The sequence below is a fragment of the Kosakonia sp. N21 genome (assembly GCF_050587465.1).
Taxonomy (GTDB): domain Bacteria; phylum Pseudomonadota; class Gammaproteobacteria; order Enterobacterales; family Enterobacteriaceae.
Genome location: NZ_JBOBHR010000008.1, coordinates 14,507 through 33,629 on the forward strand (window position 1 = coordinate 14,507; position 19,123 = coordinate 33,629).

General features: G+C 55.3%; 15 protein-coding genes. 8 read left to right on the forward strand and 7 right to left on the reverse strand.

Annotated elements, in window-relative coordinates:
* Positions 1-69 precede the first annotated feature (69 nt).
* The 3 genes from hmsP (at position 70) to ACQ3G7_RS18430 (ending at position 5,231) form a co-directional block, all read left to right on the forward strand.
* The gene (gene hmsP / locus ACQ3G7_RS18420) at positions 70-2,076 is read left to right on the forward strand and encodes a biofilm formation regulator HmsP (RefSeq protein ID WP_430891042.1); all 2,007 of its coding nucleotides are present in this window, start codon (positions 70-72) and stop codon (positions 2,074-2,076) included.
* Between the two features lie 156 nt (positions 2,077-2,232).
* A complete protein-coding gene (locus ACQ3G7_RS18425; RefSeq protein WP_430891044.1) occupies positions 2,233-3,519 on the forward strand; it encodes a dicarboxylate/amino acid:cation symporter in 1,287 nt (428 codons plus the stop codon).
* 218 nt (positions 3,520-3,737) lie between these two features.
* Positions 3,738-5,231, forward strand: a complete 1,494-nt coding sequence (locus ACQ3G7_RS18430) for a M16 family metallopeptidase (protein ID WP_430891046.1) — start codon at positions 3,738-3,740, stop codon at positions 5,229-5,231.
* Between the two features lie 44 nt (positions 5,232-5,275).
* Here the strand turns inward: ACQ3G7_RS18430 and kdgK are convergent, their stop codons facing one another.
* On the reverse strand, positions 5,276-6,205 hold the full coding sequence (gene kdgK / locus ACQ3G7_RS18435) for a 2-dehydro-3-deoxygluconokinase (protein WP_430891048.1): 930 nt from the start codon (positions 6,203-6,205) through the stop codon (positions 5,276-5,278).
* A 232-nt stretch (positions 6,206-6,437) separates the two neighbouring features.
* Between kdgK and pdeH the strand changes: the two genes are divergently transcribed.
* Positions 6,438-7,208, forward strand: coding sequence for a cyclic-guanylate-specific phosphodiesterase (pdeH, locus tag ACQ3G7_RS18440; RefSeq protein WP_430891050.1), 771 nt, complete (start codon positions 6,438-6,440; stop codon positions 7,206-7,208).
* 63 nt (positions 7,209-7,271) lie between these two features.
* Positions 7,272-9,308, forward strand: coding sequence for an AsmA family protein (locus tag ACQ3G7_RS18445; protein WP_430891052.1), 2,037 nt, complete (start codon positions 7,272-7,274; stop codon positions 9,306-9,308).
* Between the two features lie 137 nt (positions 9,309-9,445).
* On the opposite strand, the gene ACQ3G7_RS18450 is transcribed toward ACQ3G7_RS18445, so the two are convergent.
* The 3 genes from ACQ3G7_RS18450 to ACQ3G7_RS18460 form a co-directional block, all read right to left on the reverse strand.
* Complete coding sequence (locus tag ACQ3G7_RS18450; RefSeq protein WP_263098886.1) at positions 9,446-10,762, reverse strand: MFS transporter; 1,317 nt, start codon at positions 10,760-10,762, stop codon at positions 9,446-9,448.
* A gap of 271 nt (positions 10,763-11,033) precedes the next feature.
* Complete coding sequence (yhjD, locus tag ACQ3G7_RS18455; protein ID WP_430891375.1) at positions 11,034-12,002, reverse strand: inner membrane protein YhjD; 969 nt, start codon at positions 12,000-12,002, stop codon at positions 11,034-11,036.
* Positions 12,003-12,120: 118 nt separating this feature from the next.
* A complete protein-coding gene (locus ACQ3G7_RS18460; RefSeq protein ID WP_430891054.1) occupies positions 12,121-13,020 on the reverse strand; it encodes a LysR family transcriptional regulator in 900 nt (299 codons plus the stop codon).
* Positions 13,021-13,138: 118 nt separating this feature from the next.
* Here ACQ3G7_RS18460 and ACQ3G7_RS18465 point away from each other — a divergent pair, with 118 nt between their 5' ends.
* Positions 13,139-13,897 carry an SDR family NAD(P)-dependent oxidoreductase gene (locus ACQ3G7_RS18465; protein WP_430891056.1) on the forward strand — a complete coding sequence of 253 codons (759 nt, stop codon included), beginning with the start codon at positions 13,139-13,141 and terminating at the stop codon, positions 13,895-13,897.
* A 43-nt stretch (positions 13,898-13,940) separates the two neighbouring features.
* On the opposite strand, the gene ACQ3G7_RS18470 is transcribed toward ACQ3G7_RS18465, so the two are convergent.
* Both ACQ3G7_RS18470 and ACQ3G7_RS18475 read right to left on the reverse strand, forming a co-directional pair.
* Entirely contained in the window at positions 13,941-14,339 is a 399-nt protein-coding gene (locus tag ACQ3G7_RS18470; protein ID WP_430891058.1) for a YdeI family stress tolerance OB fold protein, read from the reverse strand.
* Positions 14,340-14,407: 68 nt separating this feature from the next.
* A complete protein-coding gene (locus ACQ3G7_RS18475; RefSeq protein ID WP_430891060.1) occupies positions 14,408-14,944 on the reverse strand; it encodes a GNAT family N-acetyltransferase in 537 nt (178 codons plus the stop codon).
* Between the two features lie 156 nt (positions 14,945-15,100).
* Between ACQ3G7_RS18475 and ACQ3G7_RS18480 the strand changes: the two genes are divergently transcribed.
* Positions 15,101-16,687, forward strand: coding sequence for an STY4199 family HEPN domain-containing protein (locus ACQ3G7_RS18480; protein WP_430891062.1), 1,587 nt, complete (start codon positions 15,101-15,103; stop codon positions 16,685-16,687).
* Positions 16,688-16,728: 41 nt separating this feature from the next.
* Here ACQ3G7_RS18480 and ACQ3G7_RS18485 read toward each other — a convergent pair whose 3' ends face one another.
* Entirely contained in the window at positions 16,729-18,378 is a 1,650-nt protein-coding gene (locus ACQ3G7_RS18485; RefSeq protein WP_430891064.1) for an alpha,alpha-trehalase, read from the reverse strand.
* A 308-nt stretch (positions 18,379-18,686) separates the two neighbouring features.
* Between ACQ3G7_RS18485 and ACQ3G7_RS18490 the strand changes: the two genes are divergently transcribed.
* Positions 18,687-19,094, forward strand: coding sequence for a GNAT family N-acetyltransferase (locus ACQ3G7_RS18490; RefSeq protein WP_430891066.1), 408 nt, complete (start codon positions 18,687-18,689; stop codon positions 19,092-19,094).
* Positions 19,095-19,123 lie beyond the last annotated feature (29 nt).

Below are 19,123 nucleotides of genomic sequence, written 5' to 3' on the forward strand. Positions count from 1 at the left end.
TCGAGTATAATCTGGCGGCAGAGTCGCTGTTGATTTCCTCTGCGCTTATCGTACCTCTGGAGAGTGATTTTGCGTGTTAGCCGTTCTTTAACCATTAAACAGATGGCCATGGTGTCTGCCGTGTCCATGGTGTTTATTTTCATTTTTTGCGTCATTCTGCTGTTTCATTTCTTACAGCAGAATCGCTATAACACGGCTACGCAACTGGAAAGCATTGCCCGCTCCGTTCGTGAACCGCTCTCGGCGGCGATTCTGAAAGCCGATATTCCGGAAGCGGAATCTATCCTGAAGCAAATTAAACCTGCCGGGGTGGTGAGCCGGGCGGATGTCGTGCTGCCTAATCAATTTCAGGCACTGCGCATGCGCTTTATTCCGGAGCGCCCGGTGCCGGTGATGATCACCCGGATATTTGAATTACCGATCCAGATCTCGCTGCCGATTTATTCGCTGGAGCGCCCGGCCAACCCTCAACCATTGGCGTATCTGGTATTGCAGGCCGATTCGTACCGCGTCTATAAATTCGTCATCAGCACGCTCTCTACGTTAGTGACTGCTTACTTGCTTCTTTGGCTGATGCTGACCGTGGCGATCTCCTGGTGCATGAACCGGTTACTGGTGCACCCGCTGCGGAAAATCGCCCGCGAGTTGAATGACCTCCCGGCAGAGGATCGCCTTGGGCACCAGTTGGTTTTGCCTTCCCATCACCATGACGATGAAATAGGCATGCTGGTGCGCAGCTACAACCGACACCAGCAGCAATTGCTGCGCGAATATGATGCGTTAAACCTGCAATCGACGCAGTTCCCGGTATCTGAACTGCCGAACAAAGCTTTTCTGATGGCGTTGCTGGAGCAGACGGTTGCGCGGAAAAAGACCACGGCGCTGATGGTGATTGCCTGCGACACGCTGCGTGATACCGCGGGTGTGTTGCAGGAAAATCAGCGAGAAATGCTGCTGCTGACGCTGGTAGAGAAGCTGAAGTCGGTGCTGTCACCGCGCATGACGCTTGCACAGGTCAGCGGTAATGACTTCGCGATTATTGCTCACGGCGTAAAGGCGCCGTGGCAGGCCATGACTTTAGGTCAGCAAGTGCTCACTGCGATTAACGAGCGGATCCCGCTTCAGGGGATCCAGCTACGCCCGACTGCCAGCATCGGCGTGGCGATGTTTTATGGCGACCTTTCCGCTGAGCAGCTTTACCGCCGCGCGGTATCCGCCGCCAGCAGTGCGCGGCACAAAGGGAAAAATCAGATCCAGTTCTTCGACCCGCAACACATGGCGCTGGCGCAGCAGCGTCTGGCGCTTGAAAGCGATATTCTCACCGCGCTCGAGCAGGATAAATTTGCGATTTGGCTGCAACCGCAGGTGGATCTCGCCAGCGGCGAACTCAAGAGCGCGGAAGTGCTGTTGCGTATGCAACAGCAGGATGAGCGCTGGGATTTACCTGAAGGATTGATCGAACGTATTGAATCCAGCGGGTTGATGATCAACGTCGGTTACTGGGTGCTTGAAGAGTCCTGTCGCTTACTGGCGGCATGGCAATCGCGGGGGATTATGTTGCCGCTGTCGGTCAACCTCTCTGCCTTGCAGCTTCTCCATCACAATATGGTGCCCGATATGCTTGAACTGCTGCATCGCTACCGTATTGCGCCAGCTACGCTGATTCTGGAAATCACGGAAAGCCGTCGTATTGATGACCCGCAAGCGGCGGTGGCTATTCTGCGCCCGCTGCGCGAGGCCGGGGTTCGCATTGCGCTGGATGACTTCGGTATGGGCTACGCCGGGTTACGTCAGTTACAACATATGAAGTCGCTGCCTGTGGATGTGCTGAAAATCGACAAGACCTTTGTTGACGGGTTACCGGATGACAACAGCATGGTTTCGGCCATTATTCAGATGGCGCGCAGCCTTGAGCTGGACATTATTGCTGAAGGGGTGGAGCGGGAAAACCAGCGCACCTGGCTGGCGCAAGCAGGCGTAAATGTGGCGCAAGGCTTCCTTTTTGCCCACGCTTCGTCACCAGAGGCGTTTGAACAGCGCTGGTTTGCCGCTTCGGACAGGGCTGAAAATCGGTAAATTGTTACGAGGTTGTGCGAGTCAGTTCAAACTTTTTAACATTGTTGTTTCAGATTTGATGTAAGTTTATTTCTGTCGTGTTTGACGGGTGTTATTTTTAAACCGCAGGCTAATTGAAAACCCCACAAAGCCTGAGGTTTAATCCAAGGACACCTTATGAAAACCTCTCTGTTTAAAAGTCTCTACTTTCAGGTTCTGACAGCGATAGCCATCGGTATTCTGCTTGGCCATTACTACCCTGAATTAGGTGCGCAGATGAAGCCGCTTGGTGATGGCTTCGTTAAGCTTATCAAGATGATCATCGCGCCCGTCATTTTCTGTACGGTTGTCACCGGTATCGCTGGTATGGAAAGCATGAAGGCGGTCGGTCGCACCGGTGCGGTTGCACTGCTCTATTTTGAGGTCGTCAGTACCCTGGCGCTGATTATCGGCCTGGTCATTGTTAACGTGGTGCAACCCGGTGCGGGAATGAATGTCGACCCCGCGACGCTGGACGCGAAAGCGGTGGCGGTTTATGCCGAACAGGCGCAACAACAGGGGATTATCGCCTTCCTGCTGGATGTGATACCCGCCAGCGTCATTGGCGCGTTCGCCAGCGGCAATATCCTTCAGGTGCTGTTGTTCGCCGTGCTGTTTGGCTTTGCGTTGCATCGTCTCGGTCATAAAGGCCAGCTGATTTTCAACGTTATCGAAAGCTTCTCGCAGGTGATTTTCGGCATCATCAACTTCATTATGCGTCTTGCGCCGATTGGCGCATTCGGCGCAATGGCGTTCACCATTGGCAAATACGGCGTCGGCACGCTGGTGCAGCTCGGCCAGTTGATTATCTGCTTCTATGTGACCTGTATTCTGTTTGTGGTGGTGGTACTCGGCGCGATTGCCCGGGCGACCGGGTTCAGCATCTTCAAGTTTATTCGCTATATCCGTGAAGAGCTGCTGATCGTGCTGGGGACATCGTCGTCGGAGTCGGCGCTGCCGCGTATGCTGGAGAAGATGGAACGGCTGGGCTGCCGCAAATCGGTGGTCGGGCTGGTTATTCCGACGGGGTACTCCTTTAACCTCGACGGTACCTCAATCTACCTGACGATGGCGGCGGTGTTTATCGCCCAGGCCACCAATAGCCATATGGATATCTTCCATCAAATTACGCTGCTGGTGGTGTTGCTGCTCTCCTCGAAAGGTGCTGCCGGGGTGACCGGGAGTGGCTTTATTGTGCTGGCCGCGACGCTCTCTGCGGTGGGCCATCTGCCGGTGGCGGGCCTGGCGCTGATTCTGGGGATTGACCGCTTTATGTCGGAAGCCCGTGCGTTAACCAACCTCGTGGGTAACGGCGTGGCGACCATTGTGGTGGCGAAGTGGGTTAAGGAACTGGATCAGAAACAGTTGTCCGACACGCTCAATAATCGAGCTGAAAGCGGAAAAACTCGCGAAATTTCCTCATAATTTCATGGCTTATGACCGCAGTCCCTTGTCGGACTGCGGGCTTCTGCGCATAATTCCCCCTATTACCGTCACAATTCACGATGAATTTTCGGGATTATTCACTTCACGGTGTGACGTTTTGCTTTTCCTGCGGTCTAAAAGCGAAGTGTTTTTACGTATCTTTCGGCCTCCTCCTGGAGGGCTGACTTTTTAACCAGGAATGTTGATTAGGGGTTCTCATGCAGGGCACAAAAATTCGGTTGTTAACAGGCGGTTTGCTGATGCTGGCGGCTGTCGGTTATGTGCAGGCAGATGCGCTCCAGCCCGACCCGGCCTGGCAACAAGGGACACTGGGAAATGGTTTTCAGTGGCAGGTTTTAGCCACGCCGCAGCGTCCCAGCGATCGCATTGAAATTCGCCTGTCTATTAATACCGGTTCGCTCACCGAAAGCACGCAACAGAGCGGTTTCAACCATTTTATTCCTCGTATCGCGCTGACCCATAGTGGTCCGCTGGATCCTGCGCAGGTGCGTTCGCTCTGGCAGCAAGGAATCGATCCGAAACGTCCGTTGCCGCCAGCGGTGGTGTCGTACGACTTTACGCAGTACAGCCTGAGTCTGCCGAATAATCGTGGCGACTTGCTGAAAGAGGCGCTGGTCTGGCTGGCGGATGCCGCCGGGAACTTAGCCATTACGCCCGAGACGGTGAGTCATGCGCTTGCCAGCAACGATATGGTCGTCACCTGGCCTGGCGATACGACAGACAACGCATGGCGTTATCGCCTGAAAGGTTCCGCGCTGCTGGCTCACGATCCCTCGGTAATGCCAAAAGAGCCGATCGATGCCGCGCAGGTCAAAGCGTTCTACGAAAAATGGTATACGCCGGACGCCATGACGCTGATTGTGGTCGGCAATGTGGACAGCCGCGCGATTGCCGAGCAAATCAATAAAACCTTTGGTGAGCTGAAGGGGAAACGCCATACGCCGGCCCCTGTGCCGACGCTGTCGCCTTTGCCGCCGCAGCCGGTAAGCCTGATGACCGACGCGGTCACGCAGGATCGCCTGTCAATCATGTGGGATTCCGCCTGGCAGCCGATCCGTGAATCGTCGGCGCTGGAGCGGTACTGGCGTGCGGATTTGGCGCGCGAAGCGCTGTTCTGGCACATCCAGCAGAATCTGACCCGCAACAACGCCAAAGATATTGGCCTGAGCTTCGAGTGCCGGGTGCTGTTCCAGCGTGCACAATGCGCCATTAATGTTGATTCGCCGAACGACAAGCTCAATGCCAATGCGGGCCTGATCGCGCGTGAACTGGGGAAAGTGCGGCAAAAAGGTTTGCCGGAAGAGGAGTTCAAAGCGCTGATCGCGCAGAAGAACCTTGAGTTGCAGAAACTGTTTGCGACCTATGCCCGCACCGGCACCGATATTCTGATTAGCCAGCGGATGCGCTCGTTGCAAAACCAGGTCGTGGACATTGCCCCGGAGCAGTATCAGAAACTGCGTCAGGGCTTCCTTAACAGCCTTACGCCGGAAATGCTGAACCAGGATCTGCACCAGCAGCTGTCGCAGGATATGTCGCTGATACTGCTGCAGCCAAAAGGCGAGCCGGAATACAACATGAAGGATTTGCAGGCGACGTGGGAAGAGGTGATGGCGCCAGCCGAAGCCGCAACTGCGCCGGCAAGCAATGATGATGTGCGTTCCGATGTGTCGGATATTCCGCCACGGCAATAATGAAAACGACGCCTCTCCCCATCGGGAGAGGCATCAACATTCACTCAGTTCGGCATGGCGTCGCGCGGAATGATCGCGCCGCGATACTGAATTACCGTGCTGGCGGTTAAATGGCCGCGTTTTGCTGCCGCAACCGCATCGCCGCCGGTCAGACGTACGGCCAGGTAGCCTGCGCTGAACGAGTCACCCGCCGCAGTGGTATCGATCACTTTCTCTTTCGGCAATTTCACTGCCGGGACTTCCACAACCGCTTCGCCCGCAATCGCCACCAGGCATGCGTCCGCGCCGCGTTTGATGACCACTTCTTTCACACCGGCTTGCTGGGTGCGTGCAATCACCTCTTCTACCGGCTTTTCGCCCCACAGCAGGTCTTCATCATCCAGCGTCAGGAAAGCGATATCGGTGCAGGCCAGCATCTGCTGATAGACCAGGCGCGTCTCTTCTTTGCTGGCCCACAGGCGCGGGCGGTAGTTGTTATCGAAAATGACTTTACCGCCGTTGGCGCGGCACTCCTGCAGCAGTGACAGCAGCTTATGACGGCTGGTCGGGCTCAGGATTGCCAGGCTGATGCCGCTCAGATAGAGATAATCGAACGTAGCCAGCTCTTCACAGATCGCGTCGGATTGATCGCTCTCCAGCCAGAATTTGGCTGCGGCTTCGTTGCGCCAATAGTAGAAGGTGCGTTCGCCGGTCGCATCGGTTTCGATGTAGTACAAGCCCGGCAGGCGGTTTTCCATACGCTGAGTCAGGCGGGTATCCACGCTCTCGCTCTGCCACGATTCCAGCATCTGCTGGCTGAAGTTATCCGTGCCCAGCGCGGTGACATAGTGCACGGACAACGCCGCAGGATCGACCTGGCGCGCGATGTAAACTGACGTATTAAGGGTATCGCCACCAAAGCCACGATTAACTTCTGCGCCTTTTTGTGACAGCTCGATCATGCATTCGCCAATGACGGCAATTTTCCTGGACATAGTCGTGAACCTGAATCAGATGAATTAACGGTAGTGTGCGTTGTGGGTGATTCGTGGTCAACTATATTAAAACAACGTTCCAGTATTTTTTTGAGCTAAAGCGTGTTCTGTGCAGATTCCGGTGTCCCGCTTTTTGATTTTTGCCGCCAGCGTGAACATAAAGTTATCAGACCGAGCGCCGATAACCCTTTGACGAGTTCCTCCAGGTCATCCCATCGACAGGACAGTAGAAATGAAGTTAAAGCAGGTCATCCAGCGACTTAATATTCCTGAGGCAGACATTGAAAGCTTGCAGGAACGTCGTTACTGGCTGCAATGCGAGCGTGCTTATACTTATCAGCCCATCTACAGAACAGATGGCCGCCTGATGGCTATTGAAGTATTGACCATTGTGACCCATCCGTTGCAGCCGGATCAGCGTATCGCGCCGGATCGCTACTTTTCTGAAGTGGCTGTGCGCCAGCGTGTGGACGTGGTGTACGAGCAGGTGGCGCTACTGGCGGAGCAAAAGGCATTCTTCGAGGAGAATGAGGTGCTGGCGTCGGTGAACGTCGACGGTCCAACGCTGCTGGCGATGCGCCAGAACGAAGAACTGATGTCACTGGTGCAATCGCTGCCGTGGATCCGCTTCGAGCTGGTTGAACATATCCGTTTACCGCAAGACTCCACTTTCGCGTCAATCAGCGAAATCGGCCCGCTCTGGCTGGACGATTTTGGCACCGGCATGGCGAATTTCTCGGCGCTGAGCGAAGTGCGTTACGACTACATCAAAGTCGCGCGCGACCTGTTTATCATGTTGCGTAAAACCCCGGAAGGGCAAAATCTGTTCACGCTACTGCTGCAGTTGATGAACCGTTATTGCCAGGGCGTGATTGTTGAAGGGGTCGAAACCCTGGAAGAGTGGCGCGATGTGCAGGACTCGCCGGCGTTTGCTGCACAGGGCTATTTTCTTTCGCGCCCGGTTCCTTTAGCCCGGCTTGAACACGTGATACTCGAACTGTAATCGCCGCCCTTTCCCTGAGCCTCAACTATCTTTATGAAAGTCAGGCTGTAAAGGAAAGGTTCAATGACAAAAACGAGTAAAGCGATTATTGCCGTCATTGCGACGCTGCTGTTACTGATTGTGGTTGCCATCATTGTCGTCGCCACATTCGACTGGAACCGCCTCAAACCGACGATTAACGAGAAAGTCTCAGCTGAACTGAACCGCCCTTTTGCCATTCGCGGCGATCTTGGTGTGGTCTGGGAGCGGCAAAAAGAGGAAACCGGCTGGCGAAGCTGGGTACCCTGGCCGCATGTGCATGCCGATGACGTCCTGCTGGGCAACCCGCCGGACATTCCCGAAATCACCATGGTGCATCTGCCCCGCGTGGAAGCCACTCTGGCCCCGCTCGCGCTGCTAACCAAAACCGTCTATCTGCCGTGGATTAAACTCCAGCAGCCCGATGCCAGGCTGATTCGCCGCTCCGATACGCTGAATAACTGGACCTTCAATCTCGCCAGTGACAGCACGAAAAAGACCGATACGCCACCCTCCGACTGGTCTTTCCGCCTCGATACGATCCTTTTCGATCGCGGGCGCATCGCTATTGACGACAGCGTAACCCGCGCCGATATCGACATTCTGGTCGACCCGCTCGGCAAGCCGTTGCCGTTTAGCGAAGTCACGGGCAAAAACGACAACAAAACCCACGCTGGTGATTATGTTTTTGGCCTGACGGCGAAAGGGCGCTACAACGGTCAGCCGCTCTCCGGCACGGGGAAAATCGGTGGCATGCTGGCGCTGCGCAGCGAAGGGACGCCCTTTCCGGTGCAGGCGGATTTCCGTTCAGGCAATACCCGCGTGGCGTTTGTCGGCACCGTTAATGATCCTCTGAATCTGGGCGGCATCGATCTGCAACTGAAATTCGGCGGTGACTCGCTTGGCGATCTGTACGATCTCACCGGCGTATTGTTGCCGGATACGCCCCCCTTTGAAACGGATGGTCACTTAGTGGCGAAGATCCATGATGCTAAGGGCCAGACCTATGATTACCGCGGCTTTAATGGTCATATCGGCGACAGCGATATTCACGGTACGCTCAAGTACACCACCGGCAAACCACGCCCCAAACTGGAAGGCGACGTCGAGTCGCGCCAGCTTCGTCTGGCGGATTTAGGGCCGCTGATTGGCGTCAATTCCGGCAAAGGCACCGTGGGGAAAAAAGAGGAGGCGTCAACGCAACCGGCCGGTAAGGTGCTGCCGTACGATCGTTTCGAGACCGGCAAATGGAACGTGATGGATGCCGATGTCCGCTTTAAAGGTCGCCGGATTGAACACGGTTCAACGCTGCCAATCAGCGACCTCTCGACCCACGTATTGCTGAATAATGCCGATTTACATCTGCAACCGCTGACGTTCGGCCTGGCGGGCGGTACGATTTCGGCAACGCTCCACCTCGAAGGCGATAAGAAGCCAATGCAGGGGCAGGCGGATATTCAGGCGCGTCGCCTGAAGCTCAAAGAACTGATGCCCAATGTGGAACTGATGCAGAAGACGCTCGGGGAGATGAACGGCGATGCCAACATTCGTGGCGTGGGCAATTCCGTCGCCGCACTGCTCGGCACCAGCAACGGCGATCTGAAGTTGCTGATGAACGACGGTCTGGTAAGCCGTAACCTGATGGAGATCCTCGGTCTTAATGTCGGTAATTACCTTGTCGGGCAGATCTTTGGCGATGATGAAGTCCGGGTCAACTGCGCGGCGGCGAATCTCAATCTGGTGAATGGCGTGGCGCGCCCGCAGATCTTTGCTTTTGATACGGAGAACGCGTTGATTAACGTCACGGGCAGCGCCAGTTTTGCGTCAGAGCAGTTAGATTTAACCATCGATCCGGAAAGTAAAGGCATTCGCATTGTGACACTGCGCTCGCCGTTGTACGTGCGCGGCAGTTTCAAAAACCCGCAGGCGGGCGTCAAAGCCGGGCCATTGATTGCCCGCGGTGCGGTCGCGGCGGCGCTGGCAACGTTAGTCACGCCAGCGGCGGCCTTACTGGCGCTGGTTTCGCCTTCTGAAGGTAAGCAAAATCAGTGTCAGGCAATTTTGTCACAGATGAAGCGCTAAAGGAGAAAGTGGGGTTTCTGGCTTCCGTCACCGGCGAGTGAATGTTCTGCCTGTTCCTGAAGGTTGGGATTTTCTTCCCAGGGGTGAGGGGGGTTCTCCCTCTCCCTTTTAGGGAGAGGGCGGGGTGAGGGTAAATATTACAGTGACTGGTGCTTCGTCTCGTGCGTCAGCAGCAGAGCGATCAACGTCAATGACGCCATCGCCGCCAGGTAAATCCCAACGTAAAACAGACCGTAGTTCGCCTGCAACCAGGTTGCGATATAGGGTGCCACGGATGCGCCCAGAATCGACGACACGTTGTAGGAGAACGACGCGCCGGTATAGCGAACTTCCGTCGGGAACAGCTCCGGCAGCAGCGCGCCCATCGGGCCAAAGGTCAGCCCCATCAGGCTCAAACCAATCAACAGATACGCCATCACCAGCACCGGGTTACCGGAACCGAGCAGCGGCGGGAAGATGCACAGCGCGAACAGAATAATCAGCGAGGTGATCACCACCATGCTTTTGCGACGGCCGAACGCATCCGCCAGCAAGCCCGCCACCGGAACCATCACGCCAAAACCGATCACTGCCAGCATCAGCATCCACAGCACTTCGTTACGCGGCAGGCCCAACCCCTGCGGCGAGGTGCTGTAGGTCATTGAGTAGACCGTCATGATGTAAAACAGCGTGTAGGTTGCCAGCATGATAAACGTGCCCAGCACCGTCACGCGCACGTGTTTGGTCAGCAGCGTTCCCAACGGGATTTTGACCTGTTTCTTTGCCGCAGCGACTTTGGCAAACACCGGGGTTTCATGCAGCGACACGCGAACATACAGGCCGATAATGACCAGCACGGCGGAGAAGATAAACGGCACGCGCCAGCCCCAGCTCATAAACTGTTCATCGGTCAGCAGCCAGGAGAGCAGCAGGAAGGTGCCGTTGGCAAAGAAGAAACCGATCGGCGCGCCAAGCTGCGGGAAGGAGCCATACAGCGCACGTTTACGCGGCGGTGCGTTCTCCGTCGCCAGCAGCGCTGCGCCACCCCATTCACCGCCCAGGCCCAGACCCTGACCAAAACGCGCCAGCGCCAGCAGCAAGGGCGCCATCACGCCAATGGTTTCGTAGCCTGGCAGCAGGCCGATCACGACCGTGGAAATGCCCATGGTCAGCAGCGAGGCGACGAGCGTAACTTTCCGGCCGACGCGATCGCCGAAGTGACCAAATACCGCAGAGCCGATTGGACGGGCAATAAAGGCAATGGCGAAGGTTGCCAGCGATTGCAGCGTGGCCGCTGTCGGATCACCCTGCGGGAAGAAGATATGTGGAAAAACAATGACCGCAGCGGTGGCGTAAATATAGAAGTCGAAGAATTCGATGGCGGTGCCGATCAGAGACGCGATGACGACTTTATTACGGGAGTTTACCGGTGCGTGTTCCTGTTCGTTGTCTAATGTTGTGGCTGTAGCTTGCATAAAATTTTCTTATTTTGGGCGAACGAACAGCCATATTAGTCACAGCAAAAGAGACATTTCAATCTGTAACAAAATCGCGGATAGCCTGAAAATTGAGCAAAAAGCGAATAATTTTCAGGCTCGCGATTTATCTTCTATGAAATGCTTCACAATTTTTAAAGATTGGTGGATAAAACTGGTTTTTGGTTAAATAAAAGTTACGGTCTGGATTTTCATGCTGAAATCATCGATCGGGCTGATATATTGCGTTTACGTTCAGCCCGATAGCCGCTTAGCGGGGTGTTCTGCCCGGCATGCGCGGGTCATCTTTATAGTGCGCGGTGGCAATCCAGGCGGCGCAGAACAGGGTCAGGCGGGCAAAGAAATAGAAAAAGGCCATCAGCCCGAGCACGGAGCCAAATGCTGCGCCGGAAGGGGATTTCACCAGCGAAGGCAGTGTCCAGGTCATGACGATTTTAATGACTTCAAAGCCGATGGCGGCAATCAACGTCCCACGAATCAACGCTTTTCTGCGCGGGCGATGACGAGGCAAGCGCCAGAAGATCCAGAAGAACAGCAGATAGTTGGCAAAAATAGATATCGCCAGACCAATCAGCCGCCAGGCCGGTTTCAGCCACTCAATGTAATCAAGGTACAGCGCCGAGATGATCATCTGCTGCGCCGCGCCGGCAATCGACGTGATCGACAGCGTGATAATCAGCGCCACCAGCAGACCTATCAGCGAGATGAAATCGCGGAAATATTTCACCCAGAGTTTCTCTTTGTCCTGGGCATTGCGCTCCCAGACATCTCGCGACTGGGCGCGGATCGCTTCACGCAGGTTGCCCATCCAGTTGATGCCGGAATAGAGGGCGATTGCCAGCCCAACAATGCCGACGGTGGTACGTTGTTGCACCGCAATATTGATGGTGTTCTTCAGGGTCATGGCCATTGTCGGATCGCTGACGCTCATCAGGATCTTGTCGAAAATATCCTGCAACAGCGTGGGGTGCGAGGCGAGAACAAAACCGGCGGCGGCGAAAGAGACCATCAGTATCGGGATCATCGACAGAAACGAGAAATAGGTGATGGCAGCGCCAAACTGATTTCCCATACGATCGTTAAAGCGTTCTGTCGCGCGGATCAGGTGCGCAATCATCGGGCGTCGCTGGATTTTTTTCGCGGTGCTGGTCACCGTGCTCAGCGTACTGTTGAGCTTACCGCTGGCGGGACGTTTCTTTTCGGGGGACTGCTCCGCCATCTTCCTGACGGGGTGGTAGTCGAGATCGTGCGTCGGGCGTTTTTCGTGGTTTTCCGGCGTCATCAGGTGCGTTTTCCTTCTCCTGAATGGGTCATTGTGAAAATTATAGCCTGGGGGGTTAATCGACATAATCTCTTAACGCGCCTGCCAGCCACTCCATAAACAGATGTACCCGGCGGGAAAGATTGCGGCGATGGGGGTAAATCAGCGACACCGGCATCGGCTCTGCGCGGTATTGCGGCAGGATCTCCACCAGTTTTCCGCTGCGTAACGCATCGCGTACGCCAATGCGCGGCACCTGGATAATCCCCAGCCCGGCGAGGCAAGCGGCCTGGTAAGTTTCGGTGCTGTTAACCGTCAGAATGCCGCCGGTTTTCACCCAACGGGTCTGATTATCCTGCCACAGCTCAAAGCCTTGCGGCCGCGTGCCGAGATTGACGGCGTAGTGCACCAGCGCATGGGAAGATAAGTCCTCAGGTGTTTCCGGATAGCCAAAACGCGCCAGGTAATCCGGGCTGGCGCAGTTGATGATCGACAGGCGGCCCAGTTGGCGGGCAATCAGGCCGGAATCTTTCAGCGTTCCCACGCGCACCACGCAGTCAAACCCTTCGCGGATAATGTCCACCAGCCGGTCGCTGCTGCTCAGCTCCAGTTCAATGCCGGGATACTGTTGCAAAAACGCAGGTAGCCGCGGAATCACCAGGTTTTTCGCGACGCCAACGGGCATATCCACCCGTAAACGACCGCTGATGCTGGAAGGATCGTGCAAAAAAAGACCATCCAGCTCGTCCATGTTCGCCAACAGGTCTTTTGCCCGCTCGTAATAGACCATCCCATCTTGCGTGAGCTGTACGCGTCGTGTGGTGCGGTGCAGCAACTGTGTACCGAGGTGGGTCTCCAGCGCCTGGATCTGCCGCGATACGCTACCTTTAGGAAGTCCCATTGAGTCTGCCGCCCGGGAGAAGCTCTCCAGTTCCGCTACGCGGATGAACAGTTGCATTGCGTAAATTTTATCCATCGCGGCACGCTATTGTTATCTTCAGTGAAACAGTGAAGCGTAATTTAGCACCTTTATTGTTTTCAGGTCAGCTAATAAGCTTTTCTCACTCCCCTGATTCAGCAAAAACGAGGTTCTTATGACACAACATATTGCAGTAGTGACTGGCGGTAGCCGTGGATTAGGTAAAAACGCGGCGCTGAAGCTGGCGGCGAAAGGAATCGGCATTATCCTGACCTACAACAATAACGCCGAGGATGCGCAACAGGTTGTGCGCGAAATTGAGCAAAAAGGCGTAAAAGCAACGGCATTACAATTGAATGTCGGCGATAGCGCGAGTTTTCCCGCCTTTACCCGTGAGGTGCAGGAACGACTGAGAACGGTATGGCAGCGGGAGACGTTTGATTATTTATTGAACAATGCCGGCATTGGCATTAATGCGTCGTTTGCCGACACCACGGAAGCGCAGTTTGACCAGTTGGTGAACATCCACTTTAAGGGACCGTTCTTCCTGACGCAGAGCCTGCTGCCGCTAATGAAAAACGGCGGGCGTATTCTCAATGTCTCCAGCGGCCTGGCACGTTTTTGCCAGCCGGGTTACGCCGCTTATGCCGCCATGAAAGGCGCGATGGAAGTGCTGACGCGCTATCAGGCGAAAGAGCTTGGTACACGCGGCATTTCAGTCAATATCATTGCACCGGGGGCGATCGAGACCGACTTCGGCGGCGGCATGGTGCGTGATAATGAGCAGATTAATCAGCACATTGCCGCGCAGACTGCGCTCGGGCGTGTGGGCCTGCCAGATGACATTGGCGATGCGATTGCCGCCCTGCTTAGCGATGAGTTGCACTGGATGAATGCGCAACGTATTGAAGTTTCCGGGGGCATGTTCCTGTAAAACGCGACGCCCGGCAGGTGGAGTGCCGCCGGGCGTTCGGCGATTATTGCTTCTGAAAGTGCGTGACTCTGACGCGAACCGGCTGTTGCTTTTTATCCAGCGAGCCGCTGACGCCCACCAGTTCATCGGGCGAGATGGATTTCCCGTCAAAAACCGCCATGGGAATATCAAGCTGTATTTGATCGGTTTTATCGCGGAACAGATAGACATCTTTGCCTTCTCTTTCCACCAGATTACCGCGCAGCGAGACCGATGCGCCGTCATGCAGGGCTTTGGCTTGCTGGATTGTCATGGTGCGGGCATCTTCCATGCCGCGATAGCCGTCATCCATTTTATGCGGCGGCGGCGGGGCTTTATCCGCTTTCAGGCCGGGTTGATCGTCTGCGAATGCTGTCATGGAGAACAGCGCGGCCAGACAGGCGGTCAGCATCATTTTCTTCATCACTTCTCCTGAACAGGACCAGAACACACTCCTAAGCCTGGCAGAGGTTGGAAAGGTATGCTGGCGAATTAGCCATTATTCCCATATTCATGTCGCAATAAACCAAATAGCCAGTCGTTTTGCCAGCTCCCCGCCAGCCACCAGGCTTCACGCAATTCCCCTTCCAGTATAAAACCGGTTTTTTCCAGTAAGCGCCGGGACGCGAGATTCCCTGACGTGACCGTGGCAACCAACCGCCGGATACCGCCCTCGTTGAATGCGTAATCGCACAGCGCCTTTAGGGATTCCCGACCGTAGCCTTTGCCCTGCGCCTGGGGGGAGAACAGGAAGCCCACTTCGGCACAGTCATCTTCGCGGTGAATATATCCCGTCACCCCCAGCGGCATGTGCGTCGCATTGTCGCGGACGACCAGGCAGAGCCAGTGTCGGCTTCCCGGGGACCATTCCGGCAGTCGTGCTACGAATTGCTCGCGGATTTCCTCACTGGAGCGGGGATCCGCAACGTAGCGCATCACATCCGGTTGCTGTTGCAGCGATAGAAAAAATGCCCAGTCGCTTTCAACGATCGGCGAGCAGACCAGTCTTGGGGTACGAAGCATTAACATCGTGAATGTCTCCGGCGGTTTTTTTACGGGTTCAAACGGCTGTCACTGATAATACGCAGTATCTGAGCTATCTTTTAATGACTCATAAATAAAGAAAAAATTAAGCGCTGATGTTGGCCAGTTAATTATTTCTACAGTTGTACTTAAAGGAAAATAATGACACATACTGCCCCAGCTAGTACGGGTGAACAGTTTGAAAAGTGTATTGCCGTTATTCGCGAGGCATCCATCGAAATTCTGTTGTTGCTCAATGCACATTTCGATGAGGGAAAAGATCCCCGCTGGTTTCTGGAACAACTGGATATTGCGCGCCTCAGTATGGGTGGATGGGGCGCAGTGGCTAAACGACTTAAACTCAACGATGCGGAATTAACACAGTTCACTTTACAACTTCGCCATTTGCAGCAGCTCGTTCCGCACTATGAGAGCGGGCAAAGCGTGACGGAAAATCAGCTTATTGCTGCGTTGCGGTTTGTGGCGGCGTTAGAGAATCTGCGCGCGAAGCAGCCGTTGCTGAGCTACAACACGTTGACAAAAGTGAGCGATGCGCAGCAGAAGCACGGCCTGGAGCAGTTGCGGGCGCTGGAGATGATGATCACCTCGCTGGTGACGCAAGCATGGTCTGACCCTGACCGGCTGCGTAACCATCTGAAAGTGCAGTTTGGCGCAGACCGCGTGCGGCGCTGGCTACGCGTTGGCGATCGTAACGATGTGTTAAGCGGTATGCGGTTTAGCGAACTGGCGCTGATGCTGATCGATAAGAAGGAGTTCAGCCAGCACTATGCGCGGATCTTCAATGACTCGTCGGTATTAACTCTGTTTCTGGAAACGCGTAAAACGCTACAGACGTTTCTGGATGATATCCGCCAGATACGTGCGGCGGCGATTGCGAACCAGCCGCTGACGTCGAACCAACTGAGTCTGCTGGCGAGTTATTACCCGCAAATCACCGGGCCGGTACAGCGGGCATGGGAAGAGGGGCGCACGAAAACAAACCCCGCCGCATTACTGAAAGAAGCGGGAACGGGGTTGGACGCTTTCTGGGAACAAGCGCGGAAGAAAGATCGCGCAGCCGGAGGTGATGCAATGCCGATACGTGACAATATCGAACCGCCCGCAAAACGTGCGGCGCGCAACCGCGAGGAGCGGGAGGTGATGCTCTCCGGCGCGTTGTGGGGGGCGGTGGGCGTGATGGTGCTGTTGATGGTGATTGGCGCGTTCTGGATGTTTACCAGCGGGCTCTCCGTGCCGAATACCCGTGGAAGCGGTATTACCGTTCCGATTGCCGAAGATCGTCATCGGACATCGCCGAAGGAAGAACTGAGCAATATGGGTATTCCGCGCGATGAGAACAACTTCCGTTCGGCGATCGATCGGAATGACACCAAAGTGGTGTCGATGTTTTTACGCACGGGCATGAACTGGAAGCTCTCATGGACGGAACAGGCAATGGAGTCGGATTACCACGAGGTGCTGGACATGCTGCTCCGCTACCGGCTGCAAATGGATGAAAACCGGCCCTGTCGGCGGTTTATCACCACGTTATCGCATGAAATGCTGGCGGGTAAAAAGCTCACCTCAACCGCAAAAAATTACCTGAGGGCGTTCTGTACTCTGGATCCAGTGGTGGAGCGCCAGCGCTATGAGATGGAACAGGCGCAACTGCGTTATAACGCTGACCCGTCCGACGAGAACCGCAAACTGGCGGATATTCAGTCCGCCATTTATGATGTCATTGATTAATCAAATCTGCCCGGTAGCGCGATGCTTGCCGGGCATTGTCATTACGGCTCGCCGTATAAACCAATCAGTCTGCGCACCACACCGTTTGTCCAGCCAAAGCCATCCTGTAGCGGGTACTCCCCACCGCCCCCTTCGCTTGGGGTGCTGCTGGCAATGTGGTACTTCTCAATCAGCTTATGGTGATGCTGGTAATAATGATTCACCGTCTGTAGCCAACTGTGCGCGATTTCGTTGCCCAGTGAATCATTGCCATACAGTTTGAAGCCCTGAATGGCCATCCACTGTAGCGGCGCCCAGCCGTTGGGTTTATCCCACTGTTCACCGGTCTCATACTCGGTTGCCAGAATGCCACCCGGCGTCAGCAGGCGCGCCGTGACAGCTTCCGCCAGCCGGTCAGCCTGCTCATGCGTCGCCATACCAACATATAATGGGACGATGCTGGCGGCGGAAAACAGCGCCATCTCTTCACGACGCCAGTCATAGTCGCGATAGCAGCCATGCTCATCATCCCACATGTAACGGTTAACCGCTGCCCGGCGATCGCTGGCTTTCTGGCGGAACAGTGCTTCCCGTTCGCGGTCGCCCTTCAGACCGGAAATGTTGGCGATGGCGCTTTCCAGCTTAAACAGGAACGCATTCAAATCGACAGGAATAAACTGCGTGGTGCGGATACTTGCCAGACGATGGGCGTCGCGCAGCCAGCGTGACGAGTAATCCCAGCCGGACGCCGCACCGGCGCGCAGATCGCGGTAGACTTCGTTGGCCGGTCGCCCGGAGTTACGCGCCGTCTCCACGTCTTCAATCCAGGATTCGTCGCGTGGCGTATCCCGGTCATCCCAGTAGCGATTAAGCAGTGAACCGTCAGGCATGCGCACCACGTGGCGGTAGGCCTGGTTGAGCGCCAGCGACTCTGCGCCATCCATCCAGAAGGCGTACTCCATCAGCAGGTGTTCAAGGTAGCGCCGCGCACCGCGTACGCCATCCTCTTCGAACAGTTCCACCATCAGCGCAAAGACGGGCGGCTGCGAGCGGCTCAGATAGTAGGTACGGTTGCCGTTCGGGATATGGCCGTAGCGTTCAATCATCCACGCAAAGTTATCCGCCATACAGCGCAGCAGATCGTCACGGCCGCTTTCCGCCAGCCCAAGCATGGTGAAATAGGAGTCCCAGTAGTAGGTTTCGCGGAATCGACCGCCAGGCACAATATAGGCTTGCGGCAGCGCCAGCAAGGAAGACCACGGAATATGATCCTGCGGCTCGCGGGTCAGTACCGGCCACAGGTGGTCAATATGCTCTTTCAGCGAGCGGCTGGGGTCGGAGATATACTCTTTGGCATAGCTTTCCGGCATCCAGAAATGCGCCGCGACAAACTGACGCAGGTCGAATTCCGGTTTGCGTTTGATTTTACGATAGCGAATCAGAATATCGAGCGGATCCATTTTCGGCGCACAATCGGGAAACGTTTTGCTGTCGGCGAAGATGCGCGATGACTGCACGTGTTCAAACAGTTCAAGGTAACGATCGGCAGGGGTAAGCGCATCGGATGCGGGTAGCCCTTCGATCATTTCCGGCTCCGGCTCCGCCTCGATCATTTCATCCAGTTTTAACTCGCACGGATCGGTTTCGTAGACGGTTTCTTCGGCAATCACGAATTCGATAGGTTCTGCGCTTTGTTGTTTCTGGTTGAACATAGTGACTCTGGCCTCCGGATGTCGTCGTAAAAAAGATGACGGGTGTTGCCCGGTTTTCTACTAAGCGTAGACATTCGCTTCGGTCTCTGAAAGACAAACTGTGCGTTTGATCACGTTTCTTTATCGGGAAACAGTCTGCGGATTTTTCATAACCTGTTGTTTATTCATAAACAAAACGGGTAACCCAACGGCTGGCGTAGCGGCGAAATTCGGAGCATTCGTTTTGCAACGATTTGTGAATAATCCCCCCGCTGCACATTCACGCAGGGTAGAGTAGGGGGATTGCCCGTCATAAAGAGGAAGCGCCGTTGGAACTCGCCACTATTACGTTAGAGCAATGTCTCGATATCCGCCATGCGGTACTGTGGCCGCAGCTTGAGCGCGACGCCTCGCGCGTGGAAGGCGATGAGCACGCCTGGCATTATGGCGTGCTGGTGCAGCAGCAGGTCGTCAGTTGTTTATCGGTGTTTTTGCTCGGCGATCGTCACTGCCAGATCCGCAAATTCGCCACCGTGCAGGACCAGCAGCAGCGTGGGTTTGGCGGTTTTTTGTTGCGCTCGGTGCTCGAACGGTTAGTGCAAATGGGCATGGCGTCGGTACAACTGGACGCCAGAACATCGGCAGTATCGTTTTATACCCGCTTTGGTTTTATTGCCGAAGGGACGCCGTTCTGTAAAAAAGGGGTGGAGTACATTCGCATGTCACGCGGGTTATAAAACGCCCGGCGACATGGCTGCCGCCGGGA

Excerpts from the sequence above, each read along its gene's own strand:
- ACQ3G7_RS18465 (WP_430891056.1), top strand. The coding sequence starts at position 13,139 with ATGACACAACATATTGCAGTAGTGACTGGCGGTAGCCGTGGATTAGGT.
- kdgK (WP_430891048.1), bottom strand. The coding sequence starts at position 6,205 with ATGTCCAGGAAAATTGCCGTCATTGGCGAATGCATGATCGAGCTGTCA.
- ACQ3G7_RS18430 (WP_430891046.1), top strand. The coding sequence starts at position 3,738 with ATGCAGGGCACAAAAATTCGGTTGTTAACAGGCGGTTTGCTGATGCTG.
- ACQ3G7_RS18450 (WP_263098886.1), bottom strand. The coding sequence starts at position 10,762 with ATGCAAGCTACAGCCACAACATTAGACAACGAACAGGAACACGCACCG.
- ACQ3G7_RS18470 (WP_430891058.1), bottom strand. The coding sequence starts at position 14,339 with ATGAAGAAAATGATGCTGACCGCCTGTCTGGCCGCGCTGTTCTCCATG.
- ACQ3G7_RS18425 (WP_430891044.1), top strand. The coding sequence starts at position 2,233 with ATGAAAACCTCTCTGTTTAAAAGTCTCTACTTTCAGGTTCTGACAGCG.
- ACQ3G7_RS18485 (WP_430891064.1), bottom strand. The coding sequence starts at position 18,378 with ATGTTCAACCAGAAACAACAAAGCGCAGAACCTATCGAATTCGTGATT.
- pdeH (WP_430891050.1), top strand. The coding sequence starts at position 6,438 with ATGAAGTTAAAGCAGGTCATCCAGCGACTTAATATTCCTGAGGCAGAC.
- ACQ3G7_RS18445 (WP_430891052.1), top strand. The coding sequence starts at position 7,272 with ATGACAAAAACGAGTAAAGCGATTATTGCCGTCATTGCGACGCTGCTG.
- ACQ3G7_RS18480 (WP_430891062.1), top strand. The coding sequence starts at position 15,101 with ATGACACATACTGCCCCAGCTAGTACGGGTGAACAGTTTGAAAAGTGT.
- yhjD (WP_430891375.1), bottom strand. The coding sequence starts at position 12,002 with ATGGCGGAGCAGTCCCCCGAAAAGAAACGTCCCGCCAGCGGTAAGCTC.
- ACQ3G7_RS18460 (WP_430891054.1), bottom strand. The coding sequence starts at position 13,020 with ATGGATAAAATTTACGCAATGCAACTGTTCATCCGCGTAGCGGAACTG.
- ACQ3G7_RS18475 (WP_430891060.1), bottom strand. The coding sequence starts at position 14,944 with ATGTTAATGCTTCGTACCCCAAGACTGGTCTGCTCGCCGATCGTTGAA.